This is a genomic window from Streptomyces sp. NPDC005485, assembly GCF_040606085.1.
GTDB lineage: Bacteria > Actinomycetota > Actinomycetes > Streptomycetales > Streptomycetaceae > Streptomyces.
In genome coordinates this window covers 1-13,890 of record NZ_JBEXDZ010000066.1, presented here as the reverse complement: position 1 = coordinate 13,890, position 13,890 = coordinate 1, and the positions used below count along the sequence as shown (strand labels likewise).

At 70.7% G+C, this 13,890-nt stretch carries 13 protein-coding genes and 1 pseudogene; 10 read left to right on the top strand and 4 right to left on the bottom strand.

The window, feature by feature from the left end; translation table 11 throughout:
* The first annotated feature begins 7 nt into the window (after positions 1–7).
* The 4 genes from ABZS97_RS22495 (at position 8) to ABZS97_RS22480 (ending at position 3,344) form a co-directional block, all read left to right on the top strand.
* On the top strand, positions 8–301 hold the full coding sequence (locus tag ABZS97_RS22495; RefSeq protein ID WP_356140110.1) for an antibiotic biosynthesis monooxygenase family protein: 294 nt from the start codon (positions 8–10) through the stop codon (positions 299–301).
* 174 nt (positions 302–475) lie between these two features.
* Positions 476–1,774, top strand: coding sequence for a 4-carboxymuconolactone decarboxylase (gene pcaC / locus ABZS97_RS22490; protein ID WP_356140082.1), 1,299 nt, complete (start codon positions 476–478; stop codon positions 1,772–1,774).
* An 84-nt stretch (positions 1,775–1,858) separates the two neighbouring features.
* Entirely contained in the window at positions 1,859–2,494 is a 636-nt protein-coding gene (locus ABZS97_RS22485; protein ID WP_356140081.1) for an MBL fold metallo-hydrolase, read from the top strand.
* A gap of 70 nt (positions 2,495–2,564) precedes the next feature.
* Positions 2,565–3,344 (top strand): exodeoxyribonuclease III, encoded by a 780-nt coding sequence (locus ABZS97_RS22480; RefSeq protein WP_356140080.1) that lies wholly within the window; start codon positions 2,565–2,567, stop codon positions 3,342–3,344.
* A gap of 21 nt (positions 3,345–3,365) precedes the next feature.
* Here the strand turns inward: ABZS97_RS22480 and ABZS97_RS22475 are convergent, their stop codons facing one another.
* Complete coding sequence (locus ABZS97_RS22475) at positions 3,366–5,129, bottom strand: SGNH/GDSL hydrolase family protein (protein ID WP_356140079.1); 1,764 nt, start codon at positions 5,127–5,129, stop codon at positions 3,366–3,368.
* A 189-nt stretch (positions 5,130–5,318) separates the two neighbouring features.
* On the opposite strand from ABZS97_RS22475, the gene ABZS97_RS22470 reads away from it, so the two are divergent.
* From ABZS97_RS22470 to ABZS97_RS22460, 3 genes are all read left to right on the top strand, one after another.
* Entirely contained in the window at positions 5,319–5,759 is a 441-nt protein-coding gene (locus ABZS97_RS22470) for a DUF6278 family protein (RefSeq protein WP_356140078.1), read from the top strand.
* 163 nt (positions 5,760–5,922) lie between these two features.
* Positions 5,923–6,666 (top strand): amino acid ABC transporter ATP-binding protein, encoded by a 744-nt coding sequence (locus ABZS97_RS22465; protein ID WP_356140077.1) that lies wholly within the window; start codon positions 5,923–5,925, stop codon positions 6,664–6,666.
* A gap of 85 nt (positions 6,667–6,751) precedes the next feature.
* Complete coding sequence (locus ABZS97_RS22460) at positions 6,752–7,651, top strand: amino acid ABC transporter permease (RefSeq protein WP_356140076.1); 900 nt, start codon at positions 6,752–6,754, stop codon at positions 7,649–7,651.
* 35 nt (positions 7,652–7,686) lie between these two features.
* Here ABZS97_RS22460 and ABZS97_RS22455 read toward each other — a convergent pair whose 3' ends face one another.
* Together ABZS97_RS22455 and ABZS97_RS22450 are read right to left on the bottom strand one after the other, a co-directional pair.
* Entirely contained in the window at positions 7,687–9,255 is a 1,569-nt protein-coding gene (locus ABZS97_RS22455; protein ID WP_356140075.1) for an alpha/beta fold hydrolase, read from the bottom strand.
* Positions 9,256–9,487: 232 nt separating this feature from the next.
* Complete coding sequence (locus ABZS97_RS22450) at positions 9,488–10,249, bottom strand: hypothetical protein (RefSeq protein ID WP_356140074.1); 762 nt, start codon at positions 10,247–10,249, stop codon at positions 9,488–9,490.
* 104 nt (positions 10,250–10,353) lie between these two features.
* On the opposite strand from ABZS97_RS22450, the gene ggt reads away from it, so the two are divergent.
* On the top strand, positions 10,354–12,150 hold the full coding sequence (gene ggt, locus ABZS97_RS22445) for a gamma-glutamyltransferase (RefSeq protein WP_356140073.1): 1,797 nt from the start codon (positions 10,354–10,356) through the stop codon (positions 12,148–12,150).
* A gap of 4 nt (positions 12,151–12,154) precedes the next feature.
* Here ggt and map read toward each other — a convergent pair whose 3' ends face one another.
* Positions 12,155–12,970, bottom strand: a complete 816-nt coding sequence (map, locus tag ABZS97_RS22440) for a type I methionyl aminopeptidase (protein WP_356140072.1) — start codon at positions 12,968–12,970, stop codon at positions 12,155–12,157.
* Between the two features lie 32 nt (positions 12,971–13,002).
* Here map and ABZS97_RS22435 point away from each other — a divergent pair, with 32 nt between their 5' ends.
* Together ABZS97_RS22435 and ABZS97_RS22430 are read left to right on the top strand one after the other, a co-directional pair.
* Positions 13,003–13,254 carry a helix-turn-helix transcriptional regulator gene (locus ABZS97_RS22435; protein ID WP_356140071.1) on the top strand — a complete coding sequence of 84 codons (252 nt, stop codon included), beginning with the start codon at positions 13,003–13,005 and terminating at the stop codon, positions 13,252–13,254.
* 127 nt (positions 13,255–13,381) lie between these two features.
* A pseudogene (locus ABZS97_RS22430) lies at positions 13,382–13,890 on the top strand (hypothetical protein); the annotation flags it as partial.

The following is a 13,890-nucleotide window of genomic DNA, read 5'->3' as shown; positions in this document are numbered from 1 at the left end:
CATGACCGTGAAGAAGACTCTGCTCGCCGAGTTCACCGCCCGCGAAGGCGCGGAGGGCGAGGTCGCCCGCCTGATCCTCGAGTACGCCGGGAAGGTGCGCGAGGAAGAGGGCAACCTCGCCTTCGACGTCTACACCAAGGCGGCCGCCCCGCGCGCCTTCTGGATCTTCGAGGTGTACCGGGACGAGGACGCCTTCCAGGCCCACCTGAAGGCGCCGTACGGCGGCCCGTTCAACACCGTCCTCGCTCCGCTGATCGAGGAGGACGCCTCCGTGCTGACCTTCCTCGATCCCGTGGCCTGATGCCGGCCGGGCCCGCCCTTGTGCGCGGGCCCGGCCCTGTGCACGGCGTGCGCAGGCGCTGTTCGGTCCGCGGCGCGTGGAGGATCTTCGCGAAGCCCTCACAACGTGGGACGGTTTGCACGAGGACCTGACCCCGAGCGCGTGGAATCAGTGAGATGTGAGAGCGTGCAGGACGTGAGTGAGACGCCGACGAACACGCTGCAATACCGCTTTGACGGGCGAGAGGACGCCCCAGTCCTGATCTTGGGTCCCTCACTGGGTACGACCTGGCACATGTGGGATCGCCAGGTCCCGGAGCTGTCGAAGCACTGGCGGATCTTCCGGTTCGACCTGCCGGGACACGGCGGAGCCCCCGCGTACCCCTCCGGTTCGGTCAGCGAACTCGCGCAGCGGCTGCTGGCCACGCTCGACGGGCTCGGCGTGCAGCGGTTCGGCTTCGCGGGCTGCGCGTTCAGCGGCGCCCTCGGGATGGAACTGGCGCTGCGCCGCCCGGAGCGCGTCGCCTCGCTCGCACTGATCGCCGCGTCGCCCCGGTTCGGGACGGCGGACGAGTTCCGCCGGCGCGGGGTGATCGTCCGGACGAACGGGCTGGACCCGATGGCGCGCACGTCACCGGAGCGCTGGTTCACCACCGGGTTCGCGGCGGCGCAGCCCGCGATCACCGAGTGGGCCGTGCAGATGGTGCGCACCACCGACCCCGGTTGCTACATCGCGGCCTGCGAGGCGCTCGCCGCGTTCGACATACGGGCAGAGCTTGGCCGCATCGGTGTCCCCGCGCTCGTCCTGGCCGGCTCCGACGACCAGGTCACCGGGCCCGCGGAGGCGCGCACCCTGGTCGCCGGGATCCCCGACGCCCGGCTCGCGGTCGTACCCGGCGCCTCGCACCTGGTGCCCGTGGAGCAGCCCGCCGCGGTCACCGACCTGCTCGTCCGGCACTTCTCCACCGCCTGGCAGCCCGCCTTCGACTCGTCCACCGGCCAGATGGCGATCCCGGCGGCCCCGGTCAAGCCGGTCCTCGCGCCGCCCCCGTCGGCGGCCCCCCTCGCCGAGATCGCCCCGGCCGCCCCGCAGCCCGTCGCGCTGGGCAACAGACCCGACCCCTACGACGCGGGGCTCAAGGTCCGCCGCGAGGTGCTCGGCGACGCGCACGTCGACCGGGCGCTGGCATCGGCGGACGCGTTCTCCGGGGACTTCCAGGAGTTCATCACCCGCTACGCGTGGGGCGAGATCTGGGACCGCCCCGGGCTCGACCGGCGCTCGCGCAGCTGTGTCACGCTGACCGCGCTGGTCGCGGGCGGCCACCTCGACGAACTCGCCTTCCACACCCGCGCCGCTCTCCGCAACGGACTCACCCCCGTCGAGATCAAGGAAGTACTCCTCCAGGCGGCGGTCTACTGCGGCGTACCGGCCGCGAACAGCGCCTTCAAAGTGGCACAGCAGGTCATCCGCGAGGAGACCACGCCCCAGGAGTGATCACAGGAGTGATCTTGAGCCTGGCAGCAGGAGCACCAGGCTCAGCCCGCCCGTCGCCGCACCGGCGGGGGCAGGATGGAACCCATGAAGCTCACGAAGAAGTCGCACGCCTGCATCCGCCTCGAGAAGGACGGGCGGACGCTCGTCATCGACCCGGGCACGTTCAGCGAGGAGGACTCCGCGCTCGACGCGGACGCGATCCTGGTCACGCACGAGCACCTGGACCACTTCAACGAGGACCGGCTGCGGGCGGGCCTGGAAGCCAACCCGGCGGCCGAGATCTGGACCCTGAGGTCCGTCGCGGAGAAGATCTCCGCCGCCTTCCCCGGCCGGGTGCACACCGTCGGCCACGGTGACACGTTCACCGCCGCGGGCTTCGACGTCCAGGTGCACGGCGAACTGCACGCGGTGATCCACCCGGACATCCCGCGGATCACCAACGTCGGCTTCCTCGTCGACGGCGGCCGCGTCTTCCACCCCGGCGACGCGCTCACCGTCCCCGACCACCCCGTCGAGACGCTGATGCTCCCCGTCATGGCCCCCTGGAGCAAGATCTCCGAGGTCATCGAGTACGTCCGCGAGGTCAAGCCGCAGCGCGCGTACGACATCCACGACGCGCTCCTCACCGATCTCGCCCGGCCGATCTACGACAACCAGATCGGCGCCCTGGGCGGCGCCGAGCACCTGCGGCTCGCTCCGGGGGCGTCCGCCGAGGTCTGAGCACGGCCGTGCCTGCGTGCGACGGGCGGGGGCGGGAGCGTTGTCGTACCCGCCCGGTAGGTTGTGAGGCATGCGCATTGCGACCTGGAACGTGAACTCGATCACCGCCCGTCTCCCGAGGCTGCTGGCCTGGCTGGAGAGCAGCGGCACGGACGTGCTGTGCATCCAGGAGACCAAGACCACGGCCGAGGGCTTCCCGACCGACGAGCTGCGCGAGCTGGGCTACGAGTCGGCGGTGCACGCGACGGGCCGGTGGAACGGAGTGGCGGTGGTCTCCCGTGTGGGCCTGGAGGACGTGGTCAGGGGCCTGCCCGGCGACCCCGGCTACGACAGCGTGCAGGAGCCCCGAGCCGTCTCCGCGACCTGCGGCCCGATCCGCGTCTGGTCGGTGTATGTGCCCAACGGCCGCGAGGTGGACCACCCGCACTACGCGTACAAGCTCCAGTGGTTCGAGGCGCTCAAGGCGGCCGTCGCCGGGGACGCGGCGGGTGGCCGGCCCTTCGCGGTGATGGGCGACTACAACGTGGCGCCGACGGACGACGACGTCTACGACGTTGCCGCCTTCGAGGGCCTCACACACGTCACGCCCGCCGAGCGCGCCGCCCTCACCTCCCTGCGCGAGGCGGGCCTCTCGGACGTGGTCCCGCGCCCCCTGAAGTACGAGCACCCGTACACGTACTGGGACTACCGCCAGCTCTGCTTCCCGAAGAACCGCGGGATGCGCATCGACCTCGTCTACGGCAACGAGGCGTTCTCCAAGGCGGTCAAGGACGCGTACGTGGATCGTGAGGAGCGCAAGGGCAAGGGTGCCTCCGATCACGCGCCGGTGGTCGTGGACCTCGAGGTGTGACCCGCACCGGCCTCCCGGACCTCATGACGCCGACAGCAGCCTGAGGTCCACCGAGTCCGCCAGCGCCGCGAGGCCCGCGTCTCCCGGATGCAGGTGATCTCCGCTGTCGTAGGCGGGCAGGAGCCGGGCCGGGCGGTCGGGGTCCCGGAGGACCGCGTCGAAGTCCAGTACGCCGTCGAAGTCCGTGCCGGCGCGGATCCAGGCGTTCACCGCGGTCCGTCGGGTGTCAGCCGCCGCGGTGCACAGCGACTCGCCCTCGCAGGGGGCGATCGTGGCGGCCAGGACGCGCAGCCCGCGGGCGTGGGCGCGGGCGGCGATCTCCCGCAGTCCGGCCACGACCTGGTCCGCGGACGCGCCCCAGCGGACGTCGTTGACGCCCTGGAAGACCACGGCCGTGCGTGCCGAGGTCTGGGCGAGGACATCGCGGTCCAGGCGGTGCAGCGCACTGACTCCGCCCGTGTCGGTGGAGACCCCGTCGCCCGGATAGCGGTCGCCGACCACACGGTTCGCTGAGATGCCCTGGTTGAGGACGCCATAGTGCGGGACCACATGTTGGTTCAGCACACGTGTGGCCAGCACATTGGGCCAGCGGTGATTCGCCTCCTGCGTGGACTTCTCGCCGTCGGTGATCGAATCACCGAGCACCACCACGGACCCGGGCCCGCCGCTCACGTCGACGCCGGTCAGCAGCGGCCAGCTCGTGATCGTCGAGGTGTACGCCTCCGGGGAGCCGTCGCCCGCGTGGTCGCCCGGCTCGCTGACGTACGACCGCTGCACGGCGAGCCGGTGCACCGGCGCCGCCGCCACCGTCCCGGGGAGGTGGAAGCTCACCAGCAGGTTGGCGTCCGCGGGCACCTCAAGACCCACCGGATCGCTGAACACCTGGGCGCCCGCGGGGATTTCGGCTCCCGTCGCACCCCGGAAGGCGAGCGGTGCCGGCGGAGTCGCCGGGCGCGCACCGGCCGCCTGCACGGCCACTGTCGCGCTGCCGATCCGTACCGGCGCCGCCGCGAAGGTGTTGTCGAGCCGGATCCGCACTCGCGGCCCGCCCACCGAGGTGTGCACCACGAGTCGCAGCGTCCGGTCCGTCCAGGGACCGACGGCCGTGTAACCGGAGGTCGAGGCCGCCCAACTGCCCGTCCAGCCCCGCGTCGAGGCCCGCACCGACAGCGCGAACACATGCAGTGCGTCCGCCTTCGGCAGGTCCACCGACGTGACCTCGCGCCCGCGCGCGAGCGGCACCGTCATGACGTACAGCCGTACCTTCAGGCCGAGTTGACCGTCGGGAGTGTTCAGGTGCGGCAGTGCCACGGCCTTGGTGGCGAGCGGACCGGTGCGCCAGTCCGGGGCGGTCAACCGGTACGGGGCGCGGCCGCCGTCGGCGTACCGCACCGTGCCCGTACCGCCCACGTCGGCGCCGCCCGTGCCCGAGACAAGGAAGGCGAGCGCGTTGCCGCGGCTGTGCACGCGGACCGACTGGCCGGCCGCGCGCACGTTGTCCGGCTCGCCTGCCGCGCGCCGCGGCCAGGTCAGCCGCGCGCCCTGGACGGTCAGCGAACGGCCCGGGGTCCACCCCCCGGCGGTCAGGTCCTGCGCCGACAGGGAGCCGCCGAAGCCGTCGAAGTCGGCTTCGGTGGGCCGCGTGTCGTCACTCACCGCGGTGTTGTCGAAGAGGCGCTCCAGAGGGAGCGGCCCGGGGGCGGCCGTCGCGGCCGCCGCTCCGAGAGGAAGGGCCGAGAGGAGGAGCGTGAGCACAACCACCCGACCCCACAGGCTTCGGCGCACGAATGACCCCTCTCCCGTGCCGGCGAGGTGACGGTTGCGCCATGAAGTTAAGGATGCGCAGAGGACCCGTCAACGAGGCGGACGTGAAGATGGCGCGAACTCCCCGGCCGGCTCCCGGCGAACTCCCCTGCGCCGGAGGGCTCCGCGCGCCTGTGGTGCGAGGGGCGGCGTGAATGACACGCTGGGCGTATGAACATCCCTTTCCTGGGCAACTGGCGCAAGAAGCGCGGCCTCGCCTTCGGCGTCGCGGTGTTCTCCGACGGTGACCACGATCACGAGGGCATCGCCGAACTCCTCTCCGAGTGCGAGCTGCTGCGCTCCCAGGCACAGCAGGCGGGGGTCGAACTGGACGACTCCGCGGCCTCGTTGGAGGCGCTCGACCAGTTGCTGCCACGCTGGCGCGACGACGAGGAGACCCTGCCCTGGCTCGGCAACGACGCGGGGCTCTACCTCGGCACCGTGATCGTGCGCACGGTCCCCGGCGCCGTCTGGGAGATCTGGCCCAACGGCCAGCCCGTGGTGCGGCTGGCCTCCGGCCGCGAGATCGACGTGGTCGCCTCCGGGCACACCTGGGCCTCCAGCGGCGCCCCCGAACTGTCGCAGCTGTACGCCGAGGTGTCGGAGACATAGAGCGGGCCGTCGCTCGCGCGGAGTGACGCCGGCGGAGTGACGGTAAACGGAAAACTCGATAAATACGCCTAGTGCCCGAAAAGTGCGTGTCGAGTATTAAGTCCCTTCTTGTCTGGATAGTTTGCGGCAACTGCGACACAGCTGAGAGTGGGTAGGGCCGGGCATGGCTGTCGATCCGTTGATCGAGCTGCATGACGTGAACAAGTACTTCGGGGAGCTGCATGTCCTCCAGGACATCAACCTCACCGTCGGCAAGGGGGAGGTGGTCGTGGTCATCGGCCCGTCGGGGTCGGGCAAATCGACACTGTGCAGGGCGATCAACCGTCTTGAGACGATCCACTCGGGCACGATCAAGCTCGACGGCGTCCCGCTGCCGGACGAGGGCACGGCGCTCGCGCAGTTGCGCGCCGAGGTCGGGATGGTCTTCCAGTCCTTCAACCTCTTCGCCCACAAAACGGTCCTGCAGAACATCTCGCTGGCCCAGATCAAGGTCCGCAAACGCAAGAAGGAGCAGGCCGACAAGCGCTCCCGCGAACTCCTCGACCGGGTGGGTCTCGTCTCCCAGGCCGACAAGTACCCCGCCCAGCTCTCCGGTGGTCAGCAGCAGCGCGTCGCCATCGCCCGCGCCCTCGCCATGGATCCCAAGGCGCTCCTGTTCGACGAGCCGACCTCGGCCCTCGACCCGGAGATGATCAACGAGGTGCTCGAGGTCATGCAGCAACTCGCGCGCGACGGCATGACCATGGTCGTCGTCACCCACGAGATGGGCTTCGCCCGCTCTGCCGCCAACCGCGTGGTCTTCATGGCCGACGGCCGCATCGTCGAGGACCGTGTCCCCGACGAGTTCTTCACCAACCCGCGCAGCGACCGCGCCAAGGACTTCCTCTCCAAGATCCTCAAGCACTGAGCGGGGGAGTGCATCGCATGATCCGCAGGACACGTGTGTGCTGTGCCCCCGCGCAAGGAGAAGACCAGCGCCGGGGAGCCGCCCGATGACCGCCAACACCCTTGACGCCGCCGCCCTTTACGACCTCACGAGACCCCGTCCCCGGCCGCGCCGCGGCGCCTACGGCATTCTCTGCGCCGTCCTGATCCTCGGTCTGCTCGCCTGGATCCTCTCTCTCCTGTTCGACACCGGCCAGTTCATCCCTACGAAGTGGAGGCCCTTCGAGTACCCGGGCACCCGGGAACTTCTGCTGCGCGGCCTCGGCATCACGCTCAAGGCCTTCGGGAGCGCCGCCGTGCTCTCGCCCGCGCTCGGCTTCGTCCTCGCGACGGGGCGGCTGTCGCACCACTGGTGGGTGCGCCGGCCGGCCACGGTGGTCGTCGAGTTCTTCCGTGCCCTGCCCGTGCTGGTGGTGATCTTCTTCGTCCTCGTGGCGCTCAGGGCCCAGCCGCTGCCCGCACTGGTCGCCGGACTGACGCTCCACCACGGCTCGGTGCTCGCCGAGGTGTTCCGCTCGGGCGTCCACTGCGTCGACCGCGGGCAACGGGAAGCCGCGCTCGCGCTCGGTATGCGCAGGACCCGGGTCATGTCGTACGTCCTCGTCCCACAGGCCCTGCGGGCCGTACTGCCCGCCGTCGCAGGTCAGTTGGTGGTGATTCTCAGGGACACCTCGCTCGGCTTTCTGATCACCGATGAGGAGTTCCTCCATGCCGGGAGGCTCATCGCGTCGAACCTCGACTACGATTTGCCGTTCATCCCCGTGGTGATGGTGATCTCGCCGATCTGCATCGGGATGTGCATGCTGCTTTCCCGGTCCGCCCGATGGGTGGCCCGGCGTGAGCGGCGCAGTCCCGAGACCGAGGCCGTGGACGTGGCACCGGCCGAACCAGGGACGCTGCTGCCAGGAGGAACCCTCACGCCCTCGCGGTGCGGGGGAGTGCAGTAGCCATAGGGCCAGGCCCGCCCGGCAGCAGCCGGAGATCACTGCTCGCGCAGCGGAATCGACACGTACGACGGGTCGTTCGCCGGCGAGGAGAAGGTCAGCTGCGCGCCGGACGGGTTGTGCTCGATGTAGAGCGGGTCGACCGTGTCGACGACCAGGGCGAGACGATGCCCTGCCGGAACGTCGTAGGCCGTGGAGAACAGTTCCAGGTCGACGCCGAACGGCTTGCCGGGTGTACGCCCGTGGAAGGTGTACGGCGCGTTGCTGACCAGCTTGCCGAGGCCGAGCGGGCCCACGTCGTACAGATAGGCGACGAGGGTGCCGCTCTCCTTGGTCGGGGTGAGCGTGGTGTGCAGCTTGGTGGTGCCGCGCACGTACTGGGCACTCGTGTACTTCTCCGACTGCCACACGGCCGCCCAGTAGCGCGGCAGCAGCGGGATCGACGCCACCGGGGGCAGCTGGGCGATCTGGTCGAGGATGCTGGAGAGGAAGATGATCCCGCCGTCCGCGCCCGAGTCGACGTTCGTGTGGATGGTCGTGGTGCCCGCGAGGGCGATCTTCCGCTGTGTCGCGCCCACCGACTTCCAGTCCGGGTAGCCCTCGTAGCCGCCCGTGGAGCGGGACTTGAGCTCGACGGGCAGTTCGCGGTCGATGCCGTTGTCGTCGCCCTTGAGGTAGTGGTCGAACCAGCGCTCGGTGTCGGTCCACACGTCGTTGGGCAGCCCGAACAGTCCGGTCAGCTCGGCGGTGGCGTGGTCGCCCGGGCGGAACTCCAGTCTCTTCGGGCCGGTCAGCTTCTCGTAGAAGTCGGCGTACTGGTTGGGCGGGAAGATCGTGTCGCCCCAGCCGTTGGCCATCATGATGGCGGCGCCGTTGGCGTTGATCTGGTCCAGATACGTCGTGGCGGAACGTTTCGCCCCCCAGTTGAGCATGTCCTGCTCCTTGGCCAGGTTGGAGGCGAAGAAGTCCTTGAAGACCTGCTGGAGTTCGGCGCTGGGGCGCCCGGTGATGGTGCCCGCGCCGTTCAGCAGGGCGGCCGCCTGGGAGTGCTGGGTGCGGCCCGAGTAGATCGAGTCGATCAGGTCCGCCCAGCCGCTCAGCGAGGCGACCGCCTTGATCCGCTTGTCGTGCCCGGCGGCGAGCAGGCTGATCCCGGCGCCGTAGGAGACGCCCGCCATGCCGATGTGCTGTGCGTCGGCGGGAGTGTTGGCGAGCGCCCAGTCGATGACCTTGGACGCGTCGGCTATGTCGGGAGGGCCCGCCACTTCTATCTCTCCGCCCGACTGCCAGAAGCCGCGCACGTTGTACGTGACCACGACGTAGCCGGAGTCCGCGAGCTTCTGGGCCTGCGCGAGATACTCGATCTGCGGCAGCGCCCAGCTCGTGGGCATCACGAGCAGCGGGTAGCGGTGCGTGCCGTCGGCGCCGGCCGGCTTGACGACATTGGCCTTCAGGATCGTGCCGCCGTCACCGGTGATGTCGACGAAGTCGACCCCGGCCGACGCCGCCTGGGCGGTGGGGGCGAGCCCGAGGGCGGTGCCGGCGATCAGTGTCGCCGAGACGGCGCCCACGGCGGTCGTACGCAGGGCGTAGCGCGAGAGTCCCACGGGTCACTCCTCACTCGTGTCAGTGCAAAGTGACCCGACGGTAACCTCGGCCCCTTACTGGAGGTAACCCGTCGGTAAGTTACGCGCGGGTAACGATTGTTGAAGTGTGCATTTAGTGAGCGGGATGGCTCCTTTCGTGTGCGTCGGCCCTGCTGAAGTGCTCATTCCGCGCGCAAACGGAGGGGGTCCCTCGGGACGTCTCCCGCGATGTCCCCCACGCTGCGGAGCGGGGTCAGGAGGACGCCCGGTGCGAGTTGCGCGGCGGCGCGGGCGCGGGGAGCGGCGTCTGGGCGACCCGTGTCACGTCCGCGACGAGTTCGACGACATCCGGGCCGTACGCCTGGGAGTTCACGACCTTCAGCAGGAGGACGAAGGTGTTGTTGCCGTGCTTGCGGTTGAGTCGCTCGTGGTTGCGGGCGAGGTAGCGGGTCGCCGCCTGGTTGGTGATCGCGCGCTGGCCGCAGAAGAGGAAGACGGGCCGCGACTGCTGCGGCTCGCTGGTCGTCAGCCGCGCCAGGATCACGTGTTCGGTGGTGCCCGCCTCCATGCGGTAGCGCTCGCTGCCGATCTGGAAGGCGGCCCGGTCCGGGCCGGGTTCGGGGTCCGTGTTGAAGCGGATGCCCGGCAGCAGCGCGGAGATGTGCGCGGCCATACGGCGGTTGGAGGACGGGCCGCCCACGCAGAACTCGGTGCGCTCGCCGAAGCCCTGCAGCACGGTGTCCTGGCTGACGATCTGGGCGTGCGCGCCGCAGTCCTTGATCAGCGCGGAGAGCTCCAGCAGCGCGAACACGTCGATGCGGTGCACCGCGAGCTCCGCGCTCGCCGGGTCGCGGGGAACCACCATCAGCGACTCGGAGTTGTCGGGCAGCCCGAAGAAGGCCTGCTTGCGGCGGAGCCTGCGCTTCCACAGGTACGTCCGGGCCAGCCAGCCGAGCGCGGCACTGATGCCGGCCCCCAGCACGCCCAGGACGATGTTGCGCACGTCGTCATTCATGGGCGCGCATGCTAGCGGGCGTGCGGACCGGTGTTCGAGGGGGTCCTGACGGGAGTGCGCCGGTGAAGTTACGCTGCGCGGACGGTTGTTGACTGGAGGTACGCATGCGTCGCCCTCTTGCGCGGAATCTGACGGTCCTGGCGGTTTCGGTGGTGGTGATGTCGGTCGGGGCGGCGGCGCCGCCCGGGGTCCGTGCGGCGGAGAAGACACCCGTCGCCGTCGGCTACGGCGGTGCCGTGGCGAGCGTCGACGCGGACGCCTCCGCGGCCGGCATCGAGGTCCTGAAGAAGGGCGGCAACGCGGTGGACGCGGCCGTCGCCACGGCGGCCGCGCTGGGGGTCACCGAGCCGTACTCGTCGGGCGTCGGCGGAGGCGGCTACTTCGTCTACTACGACGCCAAGTCCCGTACGGTGCACACGATCGACGGCCGTGAGACGGCCCCGCTGAGCGCCGACTCCGACCTCTTCGTGGAGAACGGCAAGGCGATCCCCTTCGCGGACGCCGTCACCAGCGGGCTGGGCGTGGGCACGCCCGGCACACCCGCCACCTGGCAGACCGCCCTCGACGAGTGGGGCAGCAAGGGGCTCAAGTCGTTGCTGCGGCCCGCCGAACGGCTGGCTCGCGACGGGTTCACCGTCGACTCCACCTTCCGTTCGCAGACCGAGGCCAACCAGGCCCGGTTCAGGAACTTCCCCGACACGGCGCAGCTGTTCCTGCCGGGCGGCTCGCTCCCGGTGGTCGGCTCGACCTTCAAGAACCCCGATCTGGCGCGCACGTACGAGGAGTTGGGCCGCGAGGGCGCCGACGCGATCTACGACGGAGGCGACCTCGGCCAGGAGATCGTCGACACGGTCAACGAGCCGCCGGTGGACCCGGCCTCGGGCTACAACGCCCGCCCGGGCGACCTCTCGCAGAAGGACCTCGAGGCGTACGAGGCGAACCTGCAGGCCCCGTCGAAGACGTCGTACCGAGGACTGAAGGTCTACTCGATCGCGCCCTCCTCCTCCGGCGGCACCACGGTCGGCGAGGCGCTCAACATCCTGGAGAGGACCGACCTTTCGCAGGCGAGCGAGGCGCAGTACCTGCACCACTACATCGAGGCGAGCCGGATCGCGTTCGCGGACCGCGGGCGCTGGGTGGGTGACCCCGCCTTCGAGGACGTACCGACGACGCAGCTGCTGTCGCAGAAGTACGCCGACTCGCGGGCGTGCCTGATCCACGACGACGCGGTGCTGACCAGCCCCCTCGCGCCCGGCGACCCGCGGCATCCCGCGGCCTGCGCATCCGGGGGCACGGCGGCCCCGACGACGTACGAGGGCGAGAACACCACGCACCTGACGGTGGCCGACAAGTGGGGCAACGTCGTCGCGTACACGCTCACCATCGAGCAGACCGGCGGCAGCGGCATCACGGTCCCGGGCCGCGGCTTCCTGCTCAACAACGAGCTCACCGACTTCTCCTTCACCCCCGCGAACCCGGCCGTGCACGACCCGAACCTGCCCGGACCCGGCAAGCGGCCCCGCTCGTCGATCTCGCCGACGATCGTCCTCGACGGGAACAACAGGCCGGTGGTGGCGCTCGGTTCGCCGGGCGGAGCCACCATCATCACGACCGTGCTGCAGACCCTGACGGGGTTCCTCGACCGCGGCCTTCCCCTGGTGGACGCCATCGCGGCACCGCGCGCCAGTCAGCGCAACGCCGCCACCACGGAACTCGAACCGGGCCTGTACAACAGCGAGTTGCGCACCCAGCTGCAGTCCATTGGCCATGCCTTCAAGCTGAACCCGGAGATCGGCGCAGCGACGGGAGTGCAGCGGCTGCCGGGCGGCAAGTGGCTCGCGGCGGCGGAGAGGGTACGCCGCGGCGGCGGGTCGGCGATGGTGGTGACCCCGGCGTCGTAGCGGCTCAGGAGTGGTGCGACGGCGCGTCGGCAGAGATGTTCGGCGCGCCGTCCTGGCGTGCGGTCAGGATGCGGGGTCCCGCGTCCGTGATCGCCACCGTGTGTTCCGCGTGGGCGGCGCGGGAGCCGTCGTTCGTGCGCAGCGTCCAGCCGTCGGGGGCCTCGTGATAGCCGTCGGCGCCGCCGCCGATCAGCATGGGCTCGATCGCGAGGACCATGCCGTGGCGCAGGGCGAGGCCGCGGCCGGGTCGGCCCTCGTTCGGGACGGGCGGGTCCTCGTGCATACGGCGGCCCACCCCGTGCCCGCCGAAGTCCTGCGGGATGCCGTACCCCGCCGCGCGGCAGACCGCGCCGACGGCGTGCGCGATGTCGCCGATGCGGTTGCCGACGACGGCCGCCTCGATGCCGGCGGCGAGAGCGCGCTCGGCGGTCTCGACGAGGCGCAGATCGGCGGCGCGCGGCTCGCCGACGACGAAGCTGATCGCTGAGTCGCCCACCCAGCCGTCCAGTTCGGCGCCGAAGTCGATGGAGACCAGGTCGCCGTCGCGCAGCCGGTAGCCGGTCGGGATGCCGTGCACGATCGCGTCGTTCACGGAGGCGCAGATGACCGCGGGGAAGGGGGTCGGGGCGAACGAGGGCCGATAGCCGAGGAAGGGCGAGCCGGCTCCCGCCCCGCGCAGCACGCCGTGCGCCACCTCGTCCAGCTCCAGGAGGGAGACGCCCACGTCCGCGGCCTCCCGCACCGCCGTGAGGGCCCGGCCGACGACCTGGCCGGCGGCGTACATGGCGTCGATCGATGTGTCTGTCTTCAGTTCCACCATGCCAATTACTATACCGGTATTAGAATGGTGGCATGGTACGCACCCCCTTGACCCCCGAAGAGCGTGAACGAGGCGAGCGCCTCGGACGGTTGCTGCGCGAGGCCCGTGGCGGCCGCAGCATGGCGGACGTCGCCGCGCACGCGGGTCTCTCCGCAGAGACCCTCCGCAAGATCGAGACCGGCCGGGCCCCGACCCCGGCGTTCTTCACGGTGGCCGCGCTGGCGCGGGTGCTCGGGCTGTCGATGGACCGATTGGCGGGCGATTGCGTGCCGGCCGAGGTGTGACGCACATCGGCCGTCCGCGGGATCACAGGACTCTGCGGCCAGTCCGAAAACTCCCCGTAGCCGTTCCGTAACACGGCTGGTGTTTTCTACCGGACCGGAGTACTCCAGTCTGCCGGGGAGTTGTGTGATGGCTGTGGAACAACTCCCGGGACAGGTACGGGAGTTCGCGAAATACCTGAACGGCCTGATGGAGCGGCTCGATCAGGGCGGCGGCTGGTGCGCGGTGTTCTGGCAGCGCGACCCCGACGGGATGCGGGCCTGCCTGGACGGCTGGGAGGTCCCGCCGTGGGACGTCGTCGAAGCGCTCCTGCAGGATCTCGCCGCCGGACACGGCGCCGGGACCGCCGCCCAGGAGACCGGGCGGGCCCGGGCCCTGCACGGCGCCTCGCTCGCCGCCCACGATGCCCGGCCGGGCGGCCGCGACGCCCTCGGCGACCGGCTCGACGTCATGCTCCGCGAACAGCGTTACGCGGCGGAACGCCAGGTCGAACTGGGGCGGATGCTCCGGGCGGCCGCCTCCCGGGAAGAGGCCGACGCCCTCCGCCTCGACCTCGCCTGGATCCGCGACGACCACGAACGCGCCACGGCCCGCTGCGCCGAGCTCCGCGCCCGCATGGACCACCAGGACCGCCGCGC